Origin of the sequence: Escherichia sp. SCLE84 (assembly GCF_012584495.1) — a bacterium.
Taxonomy (GTDB): domain Bacteria; phylum Pseudomonadota; class Gammaproteobacteria; order Enterobacterales; family Enterobacteriaceae; genus ECMA0423.
This window is the reverse complement of sequence record NZ_CP051430.1, coordinates 185,379-209,283: the sequence shown is the minus strand read 5'-3', so window position 1 is coordinate 209,283 and position 23,905 is coordinate 185,379. Positions and strand designations below refer to the sequence as shown.

General features: G+C 47.2%; 26 protein-coding genes. 9 read left to right on the top strand and 17 right to left on the bottom strand.

All coding sequences use genetic code 11. The features are described 5' to 3' along the window. Window positions 1-46 precede the first annotated feature (46 nt). On the top strand, window positions 47-862 hold the full coding sequence (locus HGD79_RS01070) for a mannosyl-3-phosphoglycerate phosphatase-related protein (RefSeq protein WP_000491501.1): 816 nt from the start codon (window positions 47-49) through the stop codon (window positions 860-862). Here HGD79_RS01070 and dgcQ read toward each other — a convergent pair. The 3 genes from dgcQ to HGD79_RS01055 form a co-directional block, all read right to left on the bottom strand. Next, the gene (gene dgcQ / locus HGD79_RS01065; protein ID WP_021293342.1) at window positions 859-2,553 is read right to left on the bottom strand and encodes a cellulose biosynthesis regulator diguanylate cyclase DgcQ; all 1,695 of its coding nucleotides are present in this window, start codon (window positions 2,551-2,553) and stop codon (window positions 859-861) included. The two genes, HGD79_RS01070 and dgcQ, sit on opposite strands and share 4 nt — an antisense overlap. A gap of 142 nt (window positions 2,554-2,695) precedes the next feature. Then, complete coding sequence (locus tag HGD79_RS01060; protein ID WP_000009306.1) at window positions 2,696-2,878, bottom strand: DUF2158 domain-containing protein; 183 nt, start codon at window positions 2,876-2,878, stop codon at window positions 2,696-2,698. Window positions 2,879-2,956: 78 nt separating this feature from the next. Further along, window positions 2,957-3,874, bottom strand: coding sequence for a DUF808 domain-containing protein (locus HGD79_RS01055; protein WP_000922682.1), 918 nt, complete (start codon window positions 3,872-3,874; stop codon window positions 2,957-2,959). A gap of 172 nt (window positions 3,875-4,046) precedes the next feature. Here HGD79_RS01055 and yedA point away from each other — a divergent pair, with 172 nt between their 5' ends. After that, window positions 4,047-4,967 (top strand): drug/metabolite exporter YedA, encoded by a 921-nt coding sequence (gene yedA / locus HGD79_RS01050; RefSeq protein ID WP_001212228.1) that lies wholly within the window; start codon window positions 4,047-4,049, stop codon window positions 4,965-4,967. On the opposite strand, the gene vsr is transcribed toward yedA, so the two are convergent. The 4 genes from vsr to drpB all read right to left on the bottom strand — a co-directional run bounded on the left by vsr (window position 4,956) and on the right by drpB (window position 7,908). Continuing rightward, a complete protein-coding gene (vsr, locus tag HGD79_RS01045; RefSeq protein ID WP_000785994.1) occupies window positions 4,956-5,426 on the bottom strand; it encodes a VSPR family DNA mismatch endonuclease in 471 nt (156 codons plus the stop codon). The genes yedA and vsr overlap by 12 nt on opposite strands. Beyond that, window positions 5,407-6,825: a DNA-cytosine methyltransferase gene (gene dcm / locus HGD79_RS01040; protein WP_001157252.1), complete on the bottom strand. Its 1,419-nt coding sequence runs from the start codon at window positions 6,823-6,825 to the stop codon at window positions 5,407-5,409. The genes vsr and dcm overlap by 20 nt, the downstream gene beginning before the upstream one ends. A 66-nt stretch (window positions 6,826-6,891) precedes the next feature. Further along, window positions 6,892-7,587 carry a phosphohydrolase gene (locus tag HGD79_RS01035; RefSeq protein WP_054626318.1) on the bottom strand — a complete coding sequence of 232 codons (696 nt, stop codon included), beginning with the start codon at window positions 7,585-7,587 and terminating at the stop codon, window positions 6,892-6,894. A 39-nt stretch (window positions 7,588-7,626) separates the two neighbouring features. Further along, window positions 7,627-7,908 (bottom strand): cell division protein DrpB, encoded by a 282-nt coding sequence (gene drpB / locus HGD79_RS01030; protein WP_247653393.1) that lies wholly within the window; start codon window positions 7,906-7,908, stop codon window positions 7,627-7,629. Window positions 7,909-8,557: 649 nt separating this feature from the next. Between drpB and ompC the strand changes: the two genes are divergently transcribed. After that, complete coding sequence (gene ompC, locus HGD79_RS01025) at window positions 8,558-9,772, top strand: porin OmpC (protein WP_168848254.1); 1,215 nt, start codon at window positions 8,558-8,560, stop codon at window positions 9,770-9,772. A 33-nt stretch (window positions 9,773-9,805) separates the two neighbouring features. Here ompC and HGD79_RS26465 read toward each other — a convergent pair whose 3' ends face one another. Beyond that, a complete protein-coding gene (locus HGD79_RS26465; protein WP_247653384.1) occupies window positions 9,806-10,216 on the bottom strand; it encodes a hypothetical protein in 411 nt (136 codons plus the stop codon). Window positions 10,217-10,362: 146 nt separating this feature from the next. On the opposite strand from HGD79_RS26465, the gene hchA reads away from it, so the two are divergent. Next, entirely contained in the window at window positions 10,363-11,214 is an 852-nt protein-coding gene (gene hchA / locus HGD79_RS01015; protein ID WP_168848253.1) for a glyoxalase III HchA, read from the top strand. A gap of 106 nt (window positions 11,215-11,320) precedes the next feature. Here the strand turns inward: hchA and hprS are convergent, their stop codons facing one another. Both hprS and hprR read right to left on the bottom strand, forming a co-directional pair. After that, a complete protein-coding gene (hprS, locus tag HGD79_RS01010; protein ID WP_168848252.1) occupies window positions 11,321-12,679 on the bottom strand; it encodes a two-component system sensor histidine kinase HprS in 1,359 nt (452 codons plus the stop codon). Further along, complete coding sequence (gene hprR, locus HGD79_RS01005) at window positions 12,679-13,350, bottom strand: response regulator transcription factor HprR (protein WP_001339045.1); 672 nt, start codon at window positions 13,348-13,350, stop codon at window positions 12,679-12,681. The genes hprS and hprR overlap by 1 nt, the downstream gene beginning before the upstream one ends. A 132-nt stretch (window positions 13,351-13,482) precedes the next feature. Here hprR and hiuH point away from each other — a divergent pair, with 132 nt between their 5' ends. From hiuH to HGD79_RS00980, 5 genes are all read left to right on the top strand, one after another. Continuing rightward, the gene (hiuH, locus tag HGD79_RS01000) at window positions 13,483-13,896 is read left to right on the top strand and encodes a hydroxyisourate hydrolase (RefSeq protein ID WP_000920132.1); all 414 of its coding nucleotides are present in this window, start codon (window positions 13,483-13,485) and stop codon (window positions 13,894-13,896) included. Window positions 13,897-14,004: 108 nt separating this feature from the next. Continuing rightward, window positions 14,005-15,009, top strand: coding sequence for a protein-methionine-sulfoxide reductase catalytic subunit MsrP (gene msrP / locus HGD79_RS00995; protein ID WP_000730130.1), 1,005 nt, complete (start codon window positions 14,005-14,007; stop codon window positions 15,007-15,009). Continuing rightward, window positions 15,010-15,645, top strand: a complete 636-nt coding sequence (msrQ, locus tag HGD79_RS00990) for a protein-methionine-sulfoxide reductase heme-binding subunit MsrQ (protein WP_001240105.1) — start codon at window positions 15,010-15,012, stop codon at window positions 15,643-15,645. It abuts the gene before it with no gap. A gap of 256 nt (window positions 15,646-15,901) precedes the next feature. Next, a complete protein-coding gene (gene zinT, locus HGD79_RS00985) occupies window positions 15,902-16,552 on the top strand; it encodes a metal-binding protein ZinT (RefSeq protein WP_001007759.1) in 651 nt (216 codons plus the stop codon). 342 nt (window positions 16,553-16,894) lie between these two features. After that, window positions 16,895-17,425 (top strand): cytochrome b, encoded by a 531-nt coding sequence (locus HGD79_RS00980; protein ID WP_001079074.1) that lies wholly within the window; start codon window positions 16,895-16,897, stop codon window positions 17,423-17,425. Between the two features lie 978 nt (window positions 17,426-18,403). On the opposite strand, the gene HGD79_RS00975 is transcribed toward HGD79_RS00980, so the two are convergent. The 7 genes from HGD79_RS00975 to HGD79_RS00940 form a co-directional block, all read right to left on the bottom strand. After that, window positions 18,404-19,411, bottom strand: a complete 1,008-nt coding sequence (locus HGD79_RS00975) for a prophage tail fiber N-terminal domain-containing protein (protein ID WP_168848251.1) — start codon at window positions 19,409-19,411, stop codon at window positions 18,404-18,406. 5 nt (window positions 19,412-19,416) lie between these two features. Continuing rightward, window positions 19,417-20,460, bottom strand: coding sequence for a late control protein (locus HGD79_RS00970; RefSeq protein ID WP_139496435.1), 1,044 nt, complete (start codon window positions 20,458-20,460; stop codon window positions 19,417-19,419). A gap of 3 nt (window positions 20,461-20,463) precedes the next feature. Beyond that, complete coding sequence (locus tag HGD79_RS00965) at window positions 20,464-20,676, bottom strand: tail protein X (protein ID WP_047621003.1); 213 nt, start codon at window positions 20,674-20,676, stop codon at window positions 20,464-20,466. 237 nt (window positions 20,677-20,913) lie between these two features. Beyond that, window positions 20,914-21,336 (bottom strand): phage tail protein, encoded by a 423-nt coding sequence (locus HGD79_RS00955; protein WP_244461835.1) that lies wholly within the window; start codon window positions 21,334-21,336, stop codon window positions 20,914-20,916. 2 nt (window positions 21,337-21,338) lie between these two features. Next, window positions 21,339-22,979, bottom strand: coding sequence for a hypothetical protein (locus tag HGD79_RS00950; RefSeq protein ID WP_139496437.1), 1,641 nt, complete (start codon window positions 22,977-22,979; stop codon window positions 21,339-21,341). A 108-nt stretch (window positions 22,980-23,087) separates the two neighbouring features. Next, entirely contained in the window at window positions 23,088-23,369 is a 282-nt protein-coding gene (locus tag HGD79_RS00945; protein ID WP_000444666.1) for a phage tail assembly protein, read from the bottom strand. 12 nt (window positions 23,370-23,381) lie between these two features. Then, on the bottom strand, window positions 23,382-23,894 hold the full coding sequence (locus HGD79_RS00940; protein WP_039264464.1) for a phage major tail tube protein: 513 nt from the start codon (window positions 23,892-23,894) through the stop codon (window positions 23,382-23,384). Window positions 23,895-23,905 lie beyond the last annotated feature (11 nt).

Here is a 23,905-nt window from a genome sequence, read left to right as displayed (position 1 = left end):
TGTGCTGTTTTGAGAATCATCCTGGTAAGGGGAGAACTGCGCGACCATGTTTTCAATTCAACAACCACTACTGGTTTTTAGCGATCTTGATGGCACCCTGCTGGACAGTCATAGTTATGACTGGCAACCGGCTGCCCCCTGGCTCAGCCGTTTACGCGAAGCGAATGTTCCCGTCATTCTCTGTAGCAGTAAAACTTCAGCGGAAATGCTGTACTTGCAAAAAACGTTGGGGCTACAAGGGTTACCACTGATTGCCGAAAATGGCGCAGTGATCCAGCTTGCTGAACAATGGCAGGATATAGACGGTTTTCCACGCATCATCTCAGGTATTAGCCATGGCGAAATCAGCCAGGTTTTAAATACGCTACGCGAGAAAGAACATTTTAAATTCACGACTTTCGATGATGTCGACGATGCAACCATCGCCGAATGGACGGGATTAAGCCGTAGCCAGGCGGCGCTGACGCAGCTGCATGAGGCGTCGGTAACGCTAATCTGGCGCGACAGTGACGAGCGTATGGCACAATTTACCGCTCGTCTGAACGAACTGGGCTTACAGTTTATGCAGGGTGCGCGCTTCTGGCACGTCCTGGATGCCTCTGCCGGAAAAGATCAGGCCGCCAACTGGATTATCGCGACCTATCAACAATTATCAGGCAAACGCCCAACCACACTTGGCCTGGGCGATGGGCCAAACGATGCGCCCTTACTGGAGGTAATGGATTACGCGGTGATTGTGAAAGGGCTAAACCGTGAAGGGGTGCATCTGCATGATGAGGATCCGACCCGCGTCTGGCGAACGCAGCGTGAAGGACCGGAAGGCTGGCGTGAAGGGCTGGACCATTTTTTCTCCGCTCGTTAAGCGTTATCGCTCGCGCATACCCGATTACGCCCGGCCTGTTTAGCGAGATAAAGCCGACGGTCAGCCAGTGACTGGAGTTGTTCAAAATCATAATCACCGGTTTCCTCGCTGCTACTTACCCCCAACGAGGCACTGATGCGTATCGTCGTACTCTTAGCAATCAACATCTCTTTTTCATTTAACTTCAGGCGAATACGTTCTGCGACTTCCGCAGCCTCCGTCAGACTCGCGCCTGGCAGAATCACACAAAACTCCTCACCACCGACCCGCCCGGCAACGTCCTGCGCACGCAAGGAACTGCTAATTAATCCGGCAGCATGAGAAAGAACACGGTCGCCCGCCTGATGACCAAAGCGGTCATTAATCGCTTTGAAATGGTCAAGATCGACCTGAATGACAGAAAAAGGATGTTGGTGCGTCTGACACATTTTCGCGAGCGGACGGGCTTTTTCGAACAGTGCGCCACGGTTATATAAACGCGTTAAGGTGTCGTGCCACGCCTGCCACTGCAACGAGCTTTGCAGAACATACATGTTGCTAACCATCCGGCGAATCACATACCAGGAGATGAGTAACATGGTGGTAAAGAGCGCCCACAGCAGGGTTAATGCAATGCTGATACTGCCGAAATCGCCGCGCACGCCTTCGCTTAACGTATGGACGCGCACCAGCACACCGTCGAAATGGTCCAGACGTTCCCAGCTAACATAGCGACTGTCCATACGAATGCCGCCCCGCGTGTCATGTTCCATTGCCTGCGCCAGCAAGGCCAGTTCACGAGGATCAAAAATATTCCCTGTTGGATGGTCAGGATTGGAAGAGGTCAAAAATCTCAGCTTACTGTCATAGAGCTGATACTCACCATCGAGGTTTTTATCGATGGCGTTTCTTAAAAATTGCTGCATAGTACGTACGGGAATACTCATCCCCAGCACGCCATACCAGTAGTTATTACTGTCTACCGGAACACTGACGGTAACCTGCGGTTCAGTATTGCTGGCGTGTTCCGGTTGCGAAGTGAACCAGCGTACCGCGCGGTGACGATTTTCTCGTTGTGAATGGCCGATAAACCAGGGTTGGGTGACATAGCCGTAATAACGCGTTGGAACATTGCGCGTAAACAAGGTCGGCTGCGTCGAAACGTAAAATCCGGCACGCGAGACATACATCGCCTGTTCAACCATCGACGAGGAGTTGTGCGCCAGTCGCAGCAAGTAACCAACTTCCAGTGCAGCGGTAATTTCATTGTCGAGGCTTTCATTTTCGCGAGACAGGAGATTTCCCTCGCTGACTAATGCATCCGATACGCCATTGACTGGCAGGGTGCGTCGTCGGTTGAGTTCGATTTTCCAGGCGTGCTCGTCGCGATGCTGTTCGAACTCGGTTACAGCATCACGCAGAGAGGTGAAATCCAGTGGCGCTACGAGAGCTTCGCGCATGCCATTACGCAAAAAGATCAGTTTGTCGACGTTATACTGCAAATGCTTATCGAGCGCGTTGGCTACGTTTTCCAGATGATTACGCTGGCTGGAGATATAGGCATCTTCCAGCACCACTACTTCACGCCAGGTGAGCAAGGTGGAAAAAAGCAATACCACGATAAAGCAGAGATTAACGACATGACCAGGCCCCAGGCGGCGTGCGAGTTTTTTCAACCAGCTCTGGTTTTCCATTTTTGTCTCGTGCTGCACCCTGACGACTCCCAACCTGCTTTTTTATGATTCTGGCATAACCTGGCGATAGCGTCGCATCAGGCAATTCAGTGCAGACACTGGCACACCCGACCGGATGCGACGTGAGCGCCACATCCGGTCGGGTGTTAATGATACCCTTTCAAACTTCTTCCGCAGGACGACTTCCCTCCCCTGGAACAAGCTCGGTTTCATGAAAAGCTTCCCGCTTGACCCCGTAACCGTCATACCAACGACACTCAACCATACCGCTGGAGTATCCGGTGACAATCATCCGCGGGCCGCCCTCTTTAACCGTAACTTCCTCACTAACCATAAAGCTCATACTCGCCTCCTTTTTTCGAGTGAAACTTGTTCACCTTAGTTGAAGATGGCGAATTTTGCATAATAGCCAGTGCGAGTATTAATGTGCCTGACCGCGTATTTTCGCTACGGCTTTCACTCCCAGCACCACGATGCCGCCGATGATAAATCCAAGAATCAGATTTAAAACAGTCGGTAATATCATCGCCACCACTGCACTTTGCTGCCCGGCGAAATGTTCAATGGCGTGATGCAGCGGCGCAATACCATGTACCACAATCCCACCGCCGACGAGGAACATCGCCAGCGTGCCGACAATCGATAACGCTTTCATCAGCCAGGGCGCGATAATCAATAATCCTTTACCTAATGCCTGCATCAGCGCGCTGGATTTTTCCGCCAGCCAATACCCCAGGTCATCAATCTTAACGATAACCCCTACCAGACCGTAGACGCCCACGGTCACTACCAGCGCGATGCCTGAAAGCACCAGCACCTGATTAAGCAACGGCGCTTCGGCCACAATCCCCAGCGTGATGGCGACGATTTCGGCAGACAATATAAAATCGGTACGAATCGCCCCTTTTATTTTGTCCTTTTCAAACTTCAGCGGATCCTGCGCCGCCAGCTTCTCCAGACGCTGCTGGCTCTGCGCCGGATCTTCTTTATGTTTACGCGCCTCCAGCATATGCAGCACTTTCTCTACTCCTTCAAAGCAGAGAAACGCGCCACCAATCATCAACAGAGGCGTAATCGCCCACGGGATAAACGCACTGATGATCAGCGCCAGCGGCACCAGAATCACTTTATTAATCAGCGATCCTTTCGCCACGCCCCAGACCACGGGAAGTTCCCGGTTGGCCCGCACGCCTGAAACTTGTTGCGCATTGAGCGATAAGTCATCCCCTAATACACCGGCGGTTTTCTTCGCCGCCAGTTTGCCCATCACGGAGATATCGTCCAGCAGTGTGGCGATATCATCGAGCAACGTCAGTAAACTACTCCCGGCCAAAAGCATTCCCTCTCATTTTTATTGTTGAAGGGTGTAAGTATGAAGCAAAAACGGCAGCTCTGATACTTGCTTCACAGGTCAACATTTTTTTAACAATCAAGTGCAATTATATCTCTCGCCAGCAGAATGATTTTCACGTTTACTATGAACCACCTTTTTATTTCCACCGTGAGGGATTATGCGTTTCCGCCAGTTATTACCGCTTTTTGGCGCGCTGTTTGCGTTGTATATCATTTGGGGCTCAACCTATTTTGTCATTCGGATTGGCGTGGAAAGCTGGCCTCCGTTAATGATGGCGGGCGTTCGATTCCTGGCAGCCGGTATTTTATTGCTGGCATTTTTACTACTGCGCGGACACAAACTCCCCCCGCTACGTCCGCTGCTCAATGCCGCGCTGATTGGCCTGTTATTGCTGGCTGTCGGTAATGGCATGGTGACGGTTGCCGAACATCAAAATGTTCCTTCCGGCATCGCCGCCGTAGTGGTTGCAACCGTGCCCCTCTTTACCCTGTGCTTCAGCCGCCTGTTTGGCATTAAAACGCGCAAACTGGAATGGGTGGGTATTGCCATTGGGCTTGCCGGAATCATCATGCTCAATAGCGGTGGAAATTTAAGCGGCAATCCGTGGGGCGCGATTCTGATTTTAATCGGCTCGATTAGCTGGGCGTTTGGCTCGGTTTATGGCTCGCGCATTACCTTACCTGTAGGGATGATGGCGGGTGCGATTGAGATGCTGGCGGCAGGCGTGGTGTTAATGATCGCGTCGATGATTGCAGGTGAAAAACTGACGGCGCTCCCTTCCCTTTCAGGCTTCCTTGCGGTCGGCTATCTGGCGCTGTTTGGTTCGATTATCGCCATTAACGCTTATATGTATTTAATCCGCAACGTCAGTCCGGCTCTCGCCACCAGTTACGCCTACGTTAACCCGGTGGTCGCGGTCTTGCTGGGTACGGGACTGGGCGGAGAAACGCTGTCGAAGATTGAATGGCTGGCGCTCGGCGTAATTGTCTTCGCGGTGGTACTGGTCACGTTGGGAAAATATCTCTTCCCGGCAAAACCCGTAGTTACGCCAGTTATTCAGGACGCATCAAGCGAGTAAATGAATCCCCTGCGTGTCGATCTGCGCGCTGGCACCTTCGCCGCAGATCCACTCTTCCAGACGCTCGCTAAGCGCTTCATCCGTCAGCTTCTCGCGCCCACGTAACGCGCACTCCCAGACAATCAATACGCGCCAGCCGAGTTCCTGCAAGCGACTGATATCGCGGCGATCGCGCTCAACATTTTTACCTATCTTCTCCAGCCAGAACTCGGTTCGAGTCGCAGGCACTTTAAACAGATAGCAGTGATGATGGTGCCAGAAGCAGCCGTGGGTAAATATCACGCAACAATATTCATCAACGACAAAATCCGGACGTCCGGGCAGACTGGCGTCCTGAACGCGAAACGCCAGGCCCTGCCCGGTTAACAGACTGGCGAGGCGCTTCTCAATCGCCGTATCACGCGTGGCAATCGCGCGCATATTTTTGCTGCGAGTGGCCTTATCGTGAACGTCGGCCATGTTGTGCCTCTTGCTGACGCAACGCCACCGCCTGTTTGATTTTTGGCTCAAGCAGTTTTGCCACCGCGGCAAAGACCGGCACGACCACCGAGTTACCGAACTGGCGATAGGCCTGAGTGTCCGAAACCGGAATGCGGAATTTCGCTTCTCCCGGCGCTTCAAAACCCATTAAGCGCGCGCATTCACGAGGCGTTAACCGACGTGGACGATGTTGCTGATTCTGCGGATCGTCAAAGTCTTTCTCACCTTTGGCCATATCCCAGCCGCGATCGATTAAAATTTCCGCGCCATCTTTGTAATAACGCGCAGACAGCGTACGGGTGACGCTTTGCGGATTGTTCGGATAAACCATTCCATAACCGAAGCCGTTACCGCGCGCCTGATGTTTTTTCGCATATCGATAGAGGTACTTCCACAGCACCGGCGTCAGGATATATTTCGCCTCGACCATCGGGTCCAACAGCTGCGCCAGCGTCACTCGCTGTGCAGGGAAACATTCGCTGATATCACGCAGAGTAAAATCGGCTTTCAGATTAAGATCGCGACGAAAACCCACCAGCACGATGCGTTCACGGTGCTGCGGCAGAAAATGTTTGCCATCGATGATTTTCGGATCGTCTGGCCCGTTATCTTCTGCATCAGCCACGTCATAGCCCAGTTCGTCCAGCGTCTGCATGATGATGCGGAACGTTTTACCCTGGTCATGGCTTTTCAGGTTTTTGACGTTTTCGAGCACAAACATCGCCGGACGACGCGAGTCGATAATGCGCACCACATCAAAAAACAGCGTGCCCTGGGTATCGCAGGCAAAACCGTGCGCCCGCCCGAGCGAGTTCTTTTTCGATACGCCAGCCAGCGAAAATGGCTGACAAGGGAAACCGGCCAGTAAAACATCGTGTTCAGGAATGTGTTGACGAATATGTTCCGCCGCCGCCTCATCACTCACGCCTTCTTTATGGCTGAGGGTGATGTCGCGGATATCTTCATTAAAATGATGCGTCGCCGGATCGCAATAATGGTTGGCTTTATAAGTGCGTACCGCATGTTTGTTCCATTCGCTGGTAAACACGCACTGTCCGCCAATCGATTCAAAACCGCGACGGATGCCGCCAATTCCGGCGAATAGATCGATAAAGCGAAACGCATAATGCGGATGATGTGCCGGTGGTTTGGGTAATAACGTTTGCAGATGGGCGAACTCTTTCTCACTTAAACGGTGCCATGCCGAGTCATTCGCCAGCGCACGTTTTAAAATTGCCGCGCTCCAGTGATTCTCACCTACACCATTAAGCTGCGCCACCAACGTTTTAACATCATAAATTTGCAGCAGTTTCTCCAGCATTGCCTGTGCGGCATTCCCGGTGCTGTATGAATCGGTTACTGATATATTTTCCTGCATAGATTTCACCGGCCATCTGAGATGGCCGACAGGTTAACATAATTACAGCCATTTAGGGCCACGCGCTCAGCCAGCGGATGAAAACGCATCTATCACCTTGTAATCGACACCTTCATTCTCCCCCGCCAGTTCGGCACTGAGCTTCGCCATAAACTCGACTAAAAAATGCGCGTTGTGCTGCGCCAGCTGCTTGCCTCTTGCGGTTTGCATGGTTTGCGGTAGCTTCAGCAACTTAGTCTGGAAATGATCCAGCGCGTAGCGTTTATCATCAAGCGGGCGATGCTGTGCGAACGGATCTTCACCATCAAACAGCGCCACGCCCAATGCCCCTGAAACGGCAAACACGCGCGCCAGGCCAATCGCCCCCAGGGCTTCCAGCCGATCCGCATCCTGGACAATTTTAGCTTCCGTTGTTAAGGGGGCGATTTGCGCGCTGAAACTGTGAGCGGCAATGGCATGACAAACGGCCTCGATTTTCTCCGCCGGAAATTGCTCGAACTCTTCACGGAGCAGGCGACGCGTCTCTTCTGCCGCCAGGATTGAAGAACGCTGCCTTTGCGGATGATTTTTCGCCAGGCTCACAATATCGTGAAAATAACAGGCGGTTAAAATCACCAGCATATCGACATCGTCATCTGCCGCCAGCTTCTGTGCCGTAGCCCAGACGCGGCGAAAATGACACACGTCATGGGCCGCGTCCTGGTGCTGATGATGGTTTTTCAACCAGTTTTCGAACTGTGCCTGCCAGTGTTGTAAGTCCATACGCGCTCCGTTGCCAAAGAGTCGCCACCTTAGCAGTTTTTATTCATAGCGTCTGCTACGTGCGGGACAAGGTCGGGTGTACCAGGCAATGCTGCCTAACAATGCCCCGACCAGAGCCATAAATAAAAATCCGACCAGTGCCCCTAACCACTTTCCCGCGGTAGAGCCTAAATCGCTTTCAAATCCCGACACGGGGGCATCGGGGATCCGGCTTATCACCCAGATGTAACGCGCCATTGCCCAGACGAAATAGCCACACCATGTATAGAAAGCCCACAAAGCCAGTTTGCCGCCAGGGCTGCGAGAGAGTCTCTCTTCCATCTTTGTCGAACCGTATTCCATTTTGAGATAACCCGGAAAATTCAGACTTAGTACTATTATGTGATAAAAGTCACATTTTTCCACATTGGATGAGCCAGTCAAGACTCAATCATTTTTTGAACAAATAGATAAATTTTGCGCAACGGCAGTGAATACAGGAAAAATCGTTTTGAGCGATTTTATTTATCTTTGATATCGGCTTTATTAATTCATTTAATCAATATATTAGCACTGATTACAATTATACCTTTTTATTATTCTGTGTCATGATGCTTCCGTTATTAGCCTTTTATCGTCTTGTTTATATTTTTTGGGCCGGCATGATGCCGGCTTTTTTTATGCCTTCATTAATGTGCGCCTGATCACACCAGCCGTTTGGCGCAACAATCATTGATACCCCCTATGTTTCCGCTCAACTCATAACATATTGATATACATTTATAATTTTCATGAATATTTATATTTAGAATTCATAATTCTGAATTATATTAAATAGATTAGAAATATTTTGAAATCTTTTAAATACATTTGTTACATGTAATCCTTAAAATAAAATGAACTTCATAGAATAGTATCCAAATGTGCTTTTTTTTGGATAACGGCACTTATTGATATATTCATGAAGATTATAATCACAAGGGAATACATAATGAAAAGAAAAGTTCTGGCAATGCTGGTCCCGGCGTTATTAGTTGCTGGCGCAGCAAATGCGGCTGAAGTCTATAATAAAGATGGTAATAAACTGGATTTGTACGGAAAAGTAGCGGGCCTGCACTACTTCTCTGATGATGCTGGCAACGATGGCGACAAGTCATATGCCCGTATCGGTTTCAAAGGTGAAACTCAGATCGCTGACCAATTCACTGGTTATGGTCAGTGGGAATACAACCTGCAAGCAAATGGCACAGAAGGCGATGGAGATAACTCTGCTACCCGTCTGGCTTTCGCAGGTTTAGGTTTTGGTCAGAATGGTACTTTCGATTATGGTCGTAACTACGGTGTCGTATATGACATCGAAGCATGGACCGATATGCTGCCAGAATTTGGTGGCGATACCTATGCTGGTGCCGACAATTTCATGAACGGTCGTACCAACGGTGTTGCAACCTACCGTAACAATGGCTTCTTTGGTCAGGTTGATGGCTTGAACTTTGCGCTGCAATATCAGAGTAATAATGAAAGTGGCAGTGACGGTCTCTTTGGCCAAGAAGGATCTGGCAGCGGAGATGGCCGTAGTCTTGCTAAAGAAAATGGCGATGGTTTCGGTATGTCTACTTCCTACGACTTCGACTTCGGTTTAAGTCTGGGTGCTGCTTACTCTAATTCTGACCGTTCCAATAACCAAGCTGCTCGTGGGTATGGAGATGGCAATCATTTCTATGGTAATAGCTATGCAGGTGGTGGTACTGCAGAAGCGTGGACTGTTGGTGCTAAATACGATGCCAACAATGTATATTTAGCAGCAATGTATGCAGAGACTCGCAATATGACCGCTTATGGTAGCAGCGACTCTCATTCAGCCGATGGGAAACTTGGCGGCGGTGGTATCGCTAACAAAACTCAGAACTTTGAAGTTGTTGCTCAGTACCAATTTGATTTCGGCCTGCGTCCTTCAATTGCTTACCTCCAATCTAAAGGTAAGGATTTAGGTGGTCAAGAAATGTACAACAATGGTAATTATCATTATACCAATAAAGATCTGGTTAAATACGTTGAGGTTGGTGCAACCTACTACTTTAACAAAAACATGTCCACCTATGTTGATTACAAAATCAACCTGCTGGACAACGACGATGACTTCTACGCAAACAACGGCATCGCTACCGATGATATCGTTGCTGTGGGCTTAGTCTACCAGTTCTAATCAGCCAACGTGCTGCGGCGTGTTACTGTAAAACTAAACACTAGCCTGAGTTCGTCCCTCATCGAATTCAGGCTTTTTTATTGGCATTTCATCTCCATCTGCGGCACACGCAATTGCCAATGCATATCGATACAGCACCTTACCCTGCCCCTCCTGGCACAATAACATCAACCAGCGACTCTTCAAACCAACACCCAAATGCATTTCTTTATGAATTAATCCGTAACAAACACGCTTCCCATAGAGAAATATTTGCAAAAATAGTGCATGAAATAATCTTTTCTCTACCAATCCGCGATATAAATATTCATCAGTACCACAATATTTCACAGCACTAAATCTCTCCCCGCCGCCCCGTACCTTTGATAATGGTCTAAAATCATTGAGGCCACTTGCGACGACGTTGCTCAATAAGGAAAATTTGGCGTGAATAGTATTCAACACCAGTGCAGCGTCATCATTACATACTTACACCCGCCGACTACCGCTTTCGATATATTGACTCAATTTTCCAGACTGGTTAAAAATAGCGACCAGCTCAGTCGCAAATATAGTGACTACCCTAACTAAGCAACAATAAGGAATACACTATGACTGTTCAAACAAGTAAAAATCCGCAGGTCGATATTGCTGAAGATAATGCATTCTTCCCTTCAGAATATTCGCTTAGCCAATATACCAGTCCCGTCTCTGATCTTGATGGCGTGGACTATCCAAAACCGTATCGCGGTAAGCATAAAATTCTGGTGATCGCCGCGGACGAACGTTATTTGCCAACCGATAACGGAAAACTGTTCTCGACCGGTAACCATCCGATTGAAACGTTGCTGCCGTTGTATCATCTCCATGCTGCAGGTTTCGAATTCGAAGTGGCGACCATTTCCGGTCTGATGACCAAGTTTGAATACTGGGCTATGCCGCACAAAGATGAAAAAGTAATGCCATTCTTTGAGCAACATAAATCGTTGTTCCGCAATCCGAAGAAACTCGCGGATGTTGTCGCCAGCCTCAACGCTGATAGCGAATATGCAGCAATCTTTGTTCCTGGTGGTCATGGCGCACTTATTGGTTTACCAGAAAGCCAGGACGTAGCTGCTGCTTTGCAGTGGGCAATCAAAAATGACCGTTTTGTTATCTCCCTTTGCCACGGCCCGGCGGCTTTTCTGGCGCTTCGCCACGGCAATAACCCACTGAATGGTTATTCCATTTGCGCATTCCCAGACGCCGCAGACAAACAAACGCCAGAGATAGGCTATATGCCGGGTCATCTCACCTGGTACTTCGGCGAAGAGCTGAAGAAAATGGGCATGAACATTATTAATGACGACATCACCGGGCGAGTACATAAGGACCGTAAAGTTCTCACCGGCGACAGTCCTTTTGCAGCGAATGCGTTGGGTAAACTGGCGGCGCAGGAAATGCTGGCAGCTTACGCGGGTTAATCCCTGTTACGTTTGAATGTAAGCGCTAATCAATCGCAGCCGCGTTAGTACTCACGACGTGGCTGCGTTTTTTCACGGTTAATTTATGGCGTACTGAAGCCCTATGTTAATTTCTTTGCGGTAACGTAATCCGGAACACATTATGCTTATTGAGATAGTGATACGTAGCACTTCCCCTATGTAATTCGGCAATCGCTTTGACTAAAGAAAGGCCTAGTCCCTGACCTACGGAATGACGCGAATTATCTCCCCGCCAAAATCTACGGAAGAGTTTTTCAGGCTCATGAATTTTCGTTCCAGGACTGGCGACATCAATATTAAGATAGCCGTTGGTATCAAGAAAACTGGTTATATGAATATGCGATTTTTCTGGTGAATATCTAATGGCATTAACAATAAGATTCGATAACATTCGTTGCAGTAAAATTTTATCCGCAAAGATTTGCTGATTGCACTCGACCTTAAAGCAAATCTCTTTCTCGTCTGAAAGGTATTCAAGATAATCCAACAAATTTTCGACTTCCTTATTGAGAGAAAGCGAGTCCAGTTTCACCAAAACATTGTTTTTATCTGCCCGGGCAAGAAACAGTATGTTCTCTGTTAACCGCGAAATATTTTCCAGCTCTTCAATGTTACCGGCAATTGTTTTTTGATATTCAGCGATACTTCTGGTTTGACTGAGCGTAACCTGATTCTGACCCAGTAATGCATTAATGGGCGTTCTAAGTTCATGAGCGAGATCGTCAGCAAATTGACTTAGGCGTTCAAAATCTTTGACTAAGGCTTGATGCATTTTATTCAACGCCTGCCCAAGAGGTTTTAGTTCTCTCGGTAATGCGCTAACCTCAACAGGCTCCCGGCTATCGTTATAATTCAGCGCTTCCGTTACACCACTCAACTTTTTGATCTCTCGTAATCCCGTTCTGATTAACAGCGGACTTAATACTGAGCAAAGTACAATGGCGACAATGCAAATTATAATGCTATTAATTTTATACTGTTCAAGCATGTTATGTCTGGCTGAAGCCAATTTAGCCACAGTAACCGTTAATGATGGCGAAACTTCATCAATATTAATTCGTAAAGCATCAATCTCAGTATCATTAATAATGCTTCTGTAAATGCCAGCTGCGCTGATTGTCTCACTAGCAGGTATGTTATTTAACATGTCATCACTGACATTTGTCCGGTTAACAATTTTATTGATGCTATCACCATGAATGATCAAGATATCCTGACTAACATCCATCATCCGGTTAAAGTATACAGGTAACGTATCTGGATTTACCCCATCAATTAACAACTGCTTGATCTGTGCTGTCCGGTTAATGAGTGTTGTATCATCGCGCCATTTCAACTCACTTGCCAGGCCATTATAGAGAGTCCAGACAATTCCAGCGCCAGCAACAGACAGCAGCAATATAAAAAGCAAGGTTAAACGGACGGTTATAGATAATCTTTTCATTATTTTTTTACCGCTACGAATGAATAGCCCATCCCCCGGATTGTGGCGATTAGCTTTTCAGGAAAAGGATCATCAACTTTTGCGCGGAGCCTGCGAATGGCGACATCCACCGTATTGGTATCACTATCAAAGTTGATTCCCCAAATTTCACTCGCAATAACCGTTCTGGGTATAATTTCGCCAGCTCTGGAGGCCAGTAGCCAAAGTAACTGAAACTCCTTGCGCGTCAGTGTAATACTGATATTGTCCCTGCTCACACTTTGACTTACAGAGTCCATTCTTAAGCCACTGATTTCTAATGTTGAATTCAAAGCGTGATGTTGCCTTAATTGTGCCCGAACCCTTGCCAGCAACTCAGAAAATGAAAAAGGTTTTACCAGATAATCATTTGCTCCACTGTCCAGCCCTCTGACTCTGTCATCGACAGAATCCCTTGCAGTAAGGCAAATAACAGGGGTTTGCTTTGCTGTTCTTAACGTTTGTAAGATCTGCCAGCCATCCATACCCGGAAGCATAATATCCAGAATGATCAATGCATAATCATCCTTCAGCGCAAGATAAAGCCCATCTCTGCCATCAGAAACGGCATCAATGACATAACCCGCTTCGGAAAGCCCCTGCGTTACCCACTCCTGGGTCCTTTGATTATCTTCAATAAGTAAAATCTTCATGAAAATAATATGCCATAAATCATATGTTATAGAAACAGCCTGGTTCATTACAAAATTGTAATGCTGCTGTAAGGTTACCCTGGCCGCTTTTTCGCTATCCTCAAAACTCATTCACATGACAAGGATATAAACATGTTAAAGCGTTATTTAGTACTCTCCGTAGTAACGGCAGCATTTTCATTACCTTCTTTGGTTTATGCCGCACAACAAAACATTCTTAGCGTGCACATTTTGAACCAGCAAACCGGAAAACCCGCTGCCGACGTGACAGTCACTCTTGAAAAGAAAGCGGACAACGGCTGGTTACAACTTAATACCGCCAAAACAGATAAGGATGGACGAATTAAGGCACTGTGGCCCGAGCAAACTGCAACTACGGGCGATTACCGTGTCGTATTTAAAACCGGGGACTATTTCAAGAAACAAAATCTTGAAAGTTTCTTCCCTGAGATCCCCGTTGAATTTCATATTAATAAAGTGAACGAGCATTATCATGTGCCTTTATTACTTAGCCAATATGGGTATTCAACCTATCGTGGCAGTTAATGCATAAATATGTAAAAGCAGATCTCTGCTACTGTTAGGGAGGACACTCCCTGACAGATTAACAGTAAACGGCTCTTGCTGGCTAACGACAAAAAAGTGTGATGGCTTATGAAAAAGAAGCAATTTTTAAAAGAATCAGATGTTACGGCCGAGTCGGTATTCTTTATGAAGCGTCGACAGGTGTTAAAAGCACTGGGCATCAGCGCAGCTGCACTTTCTTTGCCTCACGCTGCGCATGCCGATCTGCTTAGCTGGTTTAAAGGGAACGATCGCCCGCCCGCCCCCGCCGGAAAACCGCTGGAGTTCAGCAAGCCTGCCGCCTGGCAAAATAACCTGCCACTGACGCCAGTAGATAAAGTCTCCGGTTATAACAACTTCTATGAATTCGGGCTGGATAAAGCCGATCCCGCCGCTAATGCTGGTAGCCTGAAAACCGATCCATGGACACTGAAAATCAGCGGCGAAGTGGCAAAACCATTGACCCTCGATCACGATGATTTAACCCGTCGCTTCCCGCTGGAAGAGCGTATTTATCGTATGCGCTGCGTAGAGGCATGGTCGATGGTGGTGCCGTGGATTGGTTTTCCGCTGCACAAATTGCTGGCGCTTGCCGAACCCACCAGCAATGCGAAGTATGTCGCTTTCGAAACAATTTATGCACCGGAACAAATGCCAGGCCAGCAGGACCGCTTTATCGGCGGCGGGCTGAAATATCCTTATGTCGAAGGATTGCGTCTCGACGAAGCAATGCATCCGCTCACACTGATGACCGTGGGTGTTTATGGCAAGGCGTTACCGCCACAAAATGGCGCGCCGGTACGACTGATTGTGCCGTGGAAATATGGCTTTAAAGGGATTAAATCGATAGTCAGTATTAAGCTGACCCGCGAGCGTCCGCCAACCACCTGGAATCTGGCAGCGCCTGACGAATACGGTTTTTACGCCAACGTTAATCCGCATGTTGATCACCCGCGCTGGTCACAGGCTACCGAACGATTTATTGGTTCAGGCGGCATCCTCGATGTTCAGCGCCAGCCAACGCTACTGTTTAATGGTTACGCCGACCAGGTGGCATCGCTGTATCGTGGCCTGGATTTGCGGGAGAATTTCTGAATGCGTCTGACAGCAAAACAGGTGACATGGCTGAAAGTTAGCCTGCATCTTGCCGGATTGTTGCCGTTTCTCTGGCTGGTCTGGGCGATCAATCACGGTGGACTGGGTGCCGATCCGGTGAAAGATATTCAGCATTTTACCGGTCGCACTGCACTGAAATTTTTGCTGGCGACCTTGTTAATCACACCTCTGGCACGCTACGCAAAACAGCCGTTATTGATACGCACTCGCCGCCTGTTAGGCTTATGGTGCTTTGCCTGGGCGACACTGCATTTAACCAGTTACGCATTGCTGGAGCTGGGCGTGAATAATCTGGCGTTATTAGGCAAGGAGTTAATTACCCGGCCTTATTTAACGTTAGGAATTATCAGCTGGGTTATTTTGCTTGCTTTAGCGTTTACTTCAACCCAGGCGATGCAGCGAAAACTCGGCAAGCACTGGCAACAGTTGCATAATTTCGTCTATCTTGTCGCGATCCTGGCCCCAATACATTATCTGTGGTCAGTGAAGATTATTTCACCGCAACCGCTCATCTACGCTGGGCTGGCTGTACTGCTTTTAGCCTTACGGTATAAGAAGTTGCGTTCCCTTTTTAACCGGTTACGCAAGCAGGTTCACAACAAATTATCTGTATAACTTCATATTGCCGACAAAGTACGCGTTATCCCTGCCGGATGCGGCGCGAGCGCCCTATCCGGCCTACGCAGATCACATCAGGTTATGTTTCGTTTGTCATCAACCTCAAATTATCAATATAATTCATTTTATTTCAATAAGATAGATAATTACACCTGAGAAAACTATGCTCTCATCTCCTAAGAGTTGTTGCATTTTGCCATATGTTACAATATAACATTACACATCATATACAATGACTCTGGAGGAAACTGTTTTGGCGATTCGTCTTCACAAACTGGCTGTTGCTTTAGGTGTCTTTATTGTTAGCGCTCCTGCCTTTTCGCATGGTCATCACTCACACGGCAAACCCTTAACAGAGGTCGAACAAAAAGCTGCTAATGGTGTTTTTGATGATGCCAATGTACAAAACCGAACGCTCAGTGACTGGGATGGAGTCTGGCAATCCGTTTATCCTTTACTGCAAAGTGGCAAACTTGACCCCGTCTTTCAGAAGAAAGCGGATGCAGATAAAACTAAAACATTTGCTGAAATTAAAGATTATTATCACAAAGGTTATGCAACAGATATCGAGATGATTGGCATTGAGGACGGCATTGTTGAATTCCATAGAAATAATGAAACAACATCCTGTAAATATGATTACGATGGATACAAAATACTCACCTATAAATCAGGCAAGAAAGGCGTTCGTTACTTATTCGAATGTAAAGATCCTGAAAGCAAAGCCCCTAAATATATACAATTTAGCGATCATATAATTGCACCACGAAAATCATCTCATTTTCACATTTTTATGGGTAATGATTCACAGCAATCTTTATTAAATGAAATGGAAAACTGGCCAACGTATTATCCATATCAGTTGAGTAGCGAAGAAGTGGTCGAGGAAATGATGTCTCATTGAGTATTCTCATGATAACGCCTCGATGCCGCTTTAGTAAGTCATCATAACTGCCACTGGTCCATCCACAAACGCCACTGAACGCAAGCTAGCTACAGACACGCTCATCACTATGACGTGTCTGTATATTAATAAGCTAACCCGCATTGAGTTAACCAATAACGGATTCCATACACAATACGGCCAACAGAGAAAGATACCTGTGCTCACGCCATTGCTTATATTGGCTGGTTACAATGTGCACTATCAATTTTTTAAATAACAAATTCTTAAAACCACATCTGTATAAGGATTTTTTAAGGTTCGTGGGATAGCTTGACTGTAAAAATTACAGGAGCTACAAAAATGAACCGATTCTCAAAAACTCAAATTTATTTACATTGGATAACGCTGCTTTTCGTTGCAATAACCTATGCCGCGATGGAACTCCGTGGCTGGTTTCCTAAAGGTAGTAGTACTTATCTGCTGATGCGAGAAACACATTACAATGCGGGTATATTCGTTTGGGTGTTAATGTTTTCACGCCTGATTATAAAACACCGTTATAGTGATCCTTCTATTGTGCCACCGCCACCTGCCTGGCAAATGAAAGCGGCTTCGCTAATGCACATCATGCTTTATATAACCTTCCTTGCACTTCCTCTGCTGGGGATTGCTTTGATGGCTTACAGTGGAAAATCGTGGAGTTTCCTTGGTTTCAATGTGTCTCCCTTTGTTACCCCAAACAGCGAAATTAAAGCACTGATAAAAAATATTCACGAAACCTGGGCAAATATAGGTTACTTTTTAATCGCAGCTCACGCTGGCGCAGCACTCTTTCATCACTACATTCAGAAAGATAATACTCTGTTACGAATGATGCCTCGCCGCAAATAAGTCGATCCCCTGACAAGGAAATGTGAACCATGGACATCAACGCGTCATAAATGTTTACGCAAGTGCACAATGCACCCTTTCCACTATCAACAAGGAGGAGCAGAAACTGTGTAAATCGTACAATGGTAAGACTTATCAAAAATACAGGTTAATTTTGGTATTTAAACCTTTTTTACTTGTTAGTATGATACAAAGGCTTTCAAAAAAGCTGGGAAATTCAACAACTCTTGGAAATTATGGACTTTGTCCCGCGGCTTTAATCTGACGGCCGCGTTCCTTTTTTGACTCAATTATTGACCCCTTCTCTACGCAACTTCAGTTCCCACCACCAACTTTGCGGCAGTTTCATAGGATGAATGTCTAAAAGAATAATGGTGAGCGATAAGAAAACGACTGAATAACTGCACATTTTCGCTCGAAAGCTTCCTGTCAGATCCATAGCGAATCAAGTGCTGAATGTCACAGTATCGAACAGAAAACAGTGACGATCTAACCCTTCAAGAATATTCTACGATTGTTCTGTTTAGGAAAAGCAAGGCGGGAAGTTGGGAGATAAGTCTTTGATAAAGTGGCGGAGAGAGGGGGATTTGAACCCCCGGTAGAGTTGCCCCTACTCCGGTTTTCGAGACCATACGAAAGTATAATTAAATCAATGGGATAATCAGGTTTGAAAGAATATAAATCTCTCATGTGCACAACATCAAGGCCACGCGTAAAATAATGGTCATTTGGCAGTATCGTCAATTGCCCCAAGGGATATGCGAATAAAATCGCATATCCCAACACAGTTAAAACGCAGTTGGGTGAATGCCATTTTCATCGTTTGACCCGTATCATACACGGTATATCAGCGGACGATCCGCTGTCACCTTGCCCGCCTGTCACAACTGGTATCGCGAAGACGTTCAAGCTCTGCTTTTTGTAGATCGGTGATGAAAATTTTCATGTTACGTAGCATGATCCTCTGTCGTTACAAAATCAATCATCATCAATGATCACGGGTATATAATATTTTTTATTTCCGTATGCAAAATAAAGTTTTTCGTCTCCGCTGATGAAGTAAAATGCGGTCTTAGGTTCTGCTCCTGTGGGTAGTTTACTCACTACAGCTGCTGCGGGCGGGAGATGCCCATCATGAAATATTGATCGGGCAATCCTATCAGCCCCAACGTATTGCAGACCATTTGCAGCACCGTAGGGAAAGTCAATTTTTAGGCTAGAGGCGTTGTGATCGTAAATCTGCAAATAAGAATTTTCCTTGCGTTCTATATATGCGTCAGGAAATATTCCTCCGGGACTCCAAAATGCTAATTGACCGTTTTTTTTGACCCCGTCAACTGTAGTGGAATATATTCGGACAGAACGACCGAAGTATAAATCAAAGTCAGTATAGCATGATGCTGTATTTGTGTTGCCTGCTGAATTTTTCCCTATCTGGATATTGTTATTAAATGTCGCCGGTGAGTCAAACGTGGCACCCAACAAAAATGTCGCCAATTTTTTGAATTTGTTTTTTTCCAGAAATTCATTTTCCTTATCGAGTTTTGCGAATTTTGACGAGTCAAGACTGGCGGCTACCGCTGCTGCTGCTGCTGCGCTGTTCGCGCTGTTAGTTTCAGATGTGTGCGCCGCACTGGCGCTGGCGCCTGCTGCTGCAGCATTTTTCGCAGCCGATACTAGCTCTTGAATCTCCGCCAGCGCAACTGGTGTCATTTCGTCTGCGCTAAAATTGGTTAGATAGTCGTTTAATGTGCCGTCAACACTGTCCGGGTTAACGTTAATCACGCCGAGATATGCCGCACTGGCAGTGACAACGTAAACTCCGGGCTTCATATCAAATTTGTACTCACCCGCCGCGCCTGTTTCTTGCTCTACAACAGTGGTCATTACTACGCGTGAACTCGTGACCCGTGCTGTTAATACTAACTGAACGCCGACAACGGGCTCACCGAGCCCATTTGCGTATACACCCGATATTATTGCCATTTCATTTACTCCAGCGACAGTCGCGCAGAGAATCCGTTTTCAGCCAGCGTCAGCGTCAACGTATTGATTGTCCAGTCTCGGTCCTCCTCTGTCCCGAACCCTTGTGTTGTGACTTTGCATTCTGCAGTCAGCGATACTAAATCGAGCGTTGCTGGCGTTGTGTACGTCATGGAAAACTCTTTTTTAGCCGCACCGCCTTTTAGCCCCGGCGCGGCCTCTTTCGCTGCGTCGAGCGACGGCTCAACTGCCGGCCATTCAATGACAGGATCACCACCACTGCCTGTGCGCAGCTCCTTGATCTGCCCTGTTGCCGTATCGTGGTATTTGATCAGATATGTCGGCTCCGAATTTTCGCCACCTCCGCCACTATCGCCGTTTTGTCCATTTCTCGAATAACCCCAGCTGGAGTTATCACGACGCGTGAGCGTGTAGTGCTGAAGCGGTGCTCCGCTAACAGATTCGCCCGCGCCGCGCGGCAGGAATATCCAGTACCCGCCCGCGGGTTTACTCACCGCATCGAATCTCGTTGCGAGCCGCGACATCAGGTGCATATCTGACTCGCCGACCTGATCGAGTTGCGTGATAACATTGTCTGCAAACCGCTTTGATACGCGAGGTTTCAGCCCGTTATCGCTCGCTATTGTCGCAACGATATCGCTGACGGTGACGTCGCTCCATGAGCGCGTCTTTTTGCTCTGAACTGTCGGAGAGCCCTTTGCCGCGTTCATCGGAGCCGCTTTTGCTGTGAAATCAACTACCCGGGGTTCACCGCCACTGCTAGCACCGTCAACGATGTATATCCCTTTATCAATTATCTGATTACCGAAACCGAGCCCAATGCTAATTTTCACTCCACGGGCCGGAATTTTCAGAGTTTCAGAAACTATTGCTACGCGGAGTTCGTCTGTCTGTTTACTGGAGCCGCCGTAATCTGTCAGCGTGATATTGATTAACCCGTTTCTTATTTTATCCGTGATGTTTTTATTATCAGCAGATATATAAAAATTAGGTTTCCACGCCTCCACGCCAGTATTTACGTAATCACTCATTCATCAATCCCATAATTGCGTTTCTTTTTTAACCGGTTCTGGTTCGATTTCTGGTAAAACAATTTTTTCTCCAGCACGAAACACGGCACACATATCAGTTACGCCGTAATTCGAAACCTGATATAAAACAGTCTCTGTCGTTTTTGACGCTCTCCCGTAGACCGCAAAGCAGATTTGATCGAGACGGTCACCGTCCCGCGTCGTATATGTAATCATGATTATGATGCCTCAAATGGAATTATTTGCGTGGGTTATCGCTCTGTATATATGGTTAATGGCGAACCCGTTAATATCCATCATTTTATACGTAATACCGTTAGTAATTGCTCTAATAAGGGGACATAAAAGCTGCGCAATGGTCGTTATTCTGAATATATTATTCGGATGGATATTTTTGATGTGGATCATTCTGTTGCTGTGGTCCGCTCTCGGTGATAAAAAACCGCAAGAAGTTCAATCCAGCGAAGCTCCGTAATATTCGAGCGTGAGTGAAAAGTCCTGCGATTTTGGGGTCCCTCCTTTCAGAAAACTGTTTTGCGTTTCTGTTAACTCCCTGATAACCCAGTACCCCTTCACCTCCCCGGTCCCCAGCACCAGTTGCTGGGGTTCTCCCGAGTTCCCCAGTGCCCGCAAATCTGTTAACAAGCCAATGCCGCACCCATCAAGGAATAAGGCATTTATTTTCCCATCGATCGTGATTGTGGGGTTCGGTCGTCCGGTTATCTGCAATGCGTCGTTTTTTCCGAACCGTGTTTGCTGAGCCCAGCGCCAGGCGTCACTACGTTGCAGTTTGTTGTACGCTATTGTTGATATAGCAAAAATGAAATCACCCAAGCCGAGCATAATGTCCTCAGCACCGTTTGTTGCATCACTCATTGTCACCCCGCCGCCGCTGGTTTATCAAACATTGCACCACGGTTGTACGAACTCGCAACTTGTCTCAGCCCGTCGAGCACACCCGATGCAGCAGCCTGCTGTGTTGATTGTGGATCTGCCGCTCCGATAATATTGATTTCAATTTTATTGTTTTGCTCTGGCGCTGGAGTTGCGACTGCCTGTCTCAGCGCGTCAATATTCAACGTTGCTGAGTTTTGTGATTCAGGCGTTGAGTCTTTATTTATTAATCCAGTAAACGGGTTAGCAAACGAGAGCATTGATTCAGCCTGTGATTTTGCACGAGCAAGACGTTCAGGGTGTCGCATATTATCCACGGCGTCGTCGGCTTTTGCTTTTGCTACATTATCTGCTGCCAGTCCTGGGTTCGGTGAATATTTACCACCACTATCCATGAATTCCTGATACGCTTTATTATATTCTTCGTTATATACGTGCTGTTCCTCGTCTGTTTTCTCGTCCGGTATTAACCACTCCAGTTTTTTTACGACTGCCCAAATTATTTTTCCGAATTTAACGCACGCCTCGCCAAAACTGACTATCCCCTCCCAAAGTTTTTTCATGTTTTCTGGCTTAACCCATTCTTTAATACTATCAACAACCCCCCCTTGATTCTCTTTAAACCAGGATGCCAGCCCGTCTCGCATAGCGTCAAACGTCGGCGCGAGTTCCCCTCCGATTTTCCCGAGAGTATCTGCCAGCCCCGATGTGATTGCCCCCCACAGATTCGTGACGGATACGTGCGCGCGCGCTGCACCCTCAGCCCCTTCTTTCGTTAGCAGGTTTGATTTTTGAGCGTCCGACATAGTCTGCTCCCAGCTTTTACCAGTCGCACGCATATAGGTCATTATTTTATTAGCCTCCCCCCCCATTAGCTGATCAGCCAGACTCGCCGCCTGTTGATCATCCTTCATTTCAGAGATACGCCGCATAACTTCATTGAACTGTTTTTCTCGATCCCATTTAGCCATCCGTTTTTTTGTCAAGCCAATTTGAAACAGCATGGGGTTCAGGTTTTTTTCGTTTCCAACCTCCCCGATTTTATTAGTCAACTCCTCCGACAGATCTCCTACGTTTTCGCCATTCAGCCCTGCAGCTTTACCAATATTTTCCCACGCAGCGTATTTTTCGATGCCAACACCGTAGGACTTCGCCAGACCGAGTTTTTCTGACGTCTCTGCATTCATTGCCAGCGCGCCAGCAGCCGCGCCGCCGAGCAGACCCACGGCCCCCAGCGCCCCCCATTTGATACCTTTTCCTGTTGCCTTTATCGTTCTTGCAGCCGCTCGCCCTCCCCATTTTGCAGCCCCTTTTGCGCGCCCCGTCCACTTCTCCAGCCGCTGTTTTTTGGCGAGCTGAGTATTCAGAGCTTCCTGGTCCTGTGTTGTCGCTTTTATCCGACGGTCCAGCTTTTGATACTGAGCAGATAAATCAGAAACGTCTTTACCCGCCAGTTTCATTGCTGCGATTTTGTCTTTTAATTTATCCTGGCTTTTCGTTAATTTCCCGACAGTAGACGACGTCTGCCGAATTGCATCGTTGAGTTCTGTTGTACCGCGCCGAAACGACGGGTCTATTCGCCCCCCAAATACAACCTGCGTTTTAAAGTTTTGAGAAATAGCCATCGGTTTTCATGACCTCGTTTACATAGAAATTAAAAACCCGATACGGCAGGTCCATTTGCGTATCGGGCGGGATGGCAAGTTTTTTCGCAATAAACGGAATCAGAATTACTATATCTGATGTCGGTCTTTCGGGTGCTTTACCAGTTCGTTAAACGCGGCCTCCAGTTGATCGTAATCGCACGCGGGGAGCGCATATAAATCCTCTCTCTCCAGATTTGCCAGGCGCGCCAGCATTGTCGCTGTCCGCTCTTCAAGACCGCTTTTATCGTTACTGAACATAATGCGGTCGCGTAATTTTGGTTCGCGAATAGTAATTGTATCGCAGCTCTCGCCCTTAATAATAAATGGTCGAGAGAGCGTAATAGTCATACTGTCTAATAATGATTCCATCTTACTTACCTTTTAATATACATGAAGGATTCGAGCGACGCCCGCAAGAACATCAACACCATTGATAACGCGTTTCATTTTTGCAGGATGAATTTCGTAAATAATTCGTCCATTTTGAACTCGTTTATAATAGCTCGGCGCAATCGTTACTGATTGCCCCACTGACGATTTAGAATCAGTCCCCTGGGCATCATCAGTGATTGCTGTAATAAGCCCCTCATAGGTATCAATGCGCTCAAAGTTTATTCCGTAAGAGTCTGTGTACGCACTACGAATTTCAAACCGCGTCTTCACTCCCGGTATTAACCCGAAATAGCTCATAACAGCAGAATCAGAACCTGAAACTTTAAAACTGGCTGACATTTTCTCCATCCCCCCATCCAGAGTGATAGCTGTATCCATCGCGCCTGTTTTAAACTCGTCTTCGATTATTTTCATATCTACTGGAGTATATTCAGTACAATTTAAAACCCGTTCGCCCTGCACGAATAGCGCAAACGCGCGGTAAGCGTTGCTGTCTGACATATTTAATCTCC

Coding starts and splice junctions, on each gene's coding strand:
- yedA (WP_001212228.1), top strand. CDS start 4,047: ATGCGTTTCCGCCAGTTATTACCGCTTTTTGGCGCGCTGTTTGCGTTG.
- hprS (WP_168848252.1), bottom strand. CDS start 12,679: ATGAAAAGATTATCTATAACCGTCCGTTTAACCTTGCTTTTTATATTG.
- msrQ (WP_001240105.1), top strand. CDS start 15,010: ATGCGTCTGACAGCAAAACAGGTGACATGGCTGAAAGTTAGCCTGCAT.
- ompC (WP_168848254.1), top strand. CDS start 8,558: ATGAAAAGAAAAGTTCTGGCAATGCTGGTCCCGGCGTTATTAGTTGCT.
- hprR (WP_001339045.1), bottom strand. CDS start 13,350: ATGAAGATTTTACTTATTGAAGATAATCAAAGGACCCAGGAGTGGGTA.
- vsr (WP_000785994.1), bottom strand. CDS start 5,426: ATGGCCGACGTTCACGATAAGGCCACTCGCAGCAAAAATATGCGCGCG.
- hiuH (WP_000920132.1), top strand. CDS start 13,483: ATGTTAAAGCGTTATTTAGTACTCTCCGTAGTAACGGCAGCATTTTCA.
- HGD79_RS00940 (WP_039264464.1), bottom strand. CDS start 23,894: ATGTCAGACAGCAACGCTTACCGCGCGTTTGCGCTATTCGTGCAGGGC.
- HGD79_RS00980 (WP_001079074.1), top strand. CDS start 16,895: ATGAACCGATTCTCAAAAACTCAAATTTATTTACATTGGATAACGCTG.
- HGD79_RS01060 (WP_000009306.1), bottom strand. CDS start 2,878: ATGAGCTTTATGGTTAGTGAGGAAGTTACGGTTAAAGAGGGCGGCCCG.
- dcm (WP_001157252.1), bottom strand. CDS start 6,825: ATGCAGGAAAATATATCAGTAACCGATTCATACAGCACCGGGAATGCC.
- drpB (WP_247653393.1), bottom strand. CDS start 7,908: ATGGAAGAGAGACTCTCTCGCAGCCCTGGCGGCAAACTGGCTTTGTGG.
- HGD79_RS00950 (WP_139496437.1), bottom strand. CDS start 22,979: ATGGCTATTTCTCAAAACTTTAAAACGCAGGTTGTATTTGGGGGGCGA.
- HGD79_RS00975 (WP_168848251.1), bottom strand. CDS start 19,411: ATGGCAATAATATCGGGTGTATACGCAAATGGGCTCGGTGAGCCCGTT.
- msrP (WP_000730130.1), top strand. CDS start 14,005: ATGAAAAAGAAGCAATTTTTAAAAGAATCAGATGTTACGGCCGAGTCG.
- HGD79_RS00965 (WP_047621003.1), bottom strand. CDS start 20,676: ATGATTACATATACGACGCGGGACGGTGACCGTCTCGATCAAATCTGC.
- HGD79_RS00955 (WP_244461835.1), bottom strand. CDS start 21,336: ATGAGTGATGCAACAAACGGTGCTGAGGACATTATGCTCGGCTTGGGT.
- HGD79_RS01035 (WP_054626318.1), bottom strand. CDS start 7,587: ATGGACTTACAACACTGGCAGGCACAGTTCGAAAACTGGTTGAAAAAC.
- HGD79_RS01070 (WP_000491501.1), top strand. CDS start 47: ATGTTTTCAATTCAACAACCACTACTGGTTTTTAGCGATCTTGATGGC.
- HGD79_RS00970 (WP_139496435.1), bottom strand. CDS start 20,460: ATGAGTGATTACGTAAATACTGGCGTGGAGGCGTGGAAACCTAATTTT.
- hchA (WP_168848253.1), top strand. CDS start 10,363: ATGACTGTTCAAACAAGTAAAAATCCGCAGGTCGATATTGCTGAAGAT.
- HGD79_RS00945 (WP_000444666.1), bottom strand. CDS start 23,369: ATGGAATCATTATTAGACAGTATGACTATTACGCTCTCTCGACCATTT.
- HGD79_RS01055 (WP_000922682.1), bottom strand. CDS start 3,874: ATGCTTTTGGCCGGGAGTAGTTTACTGACGTTGCTCGATGATATCGCC.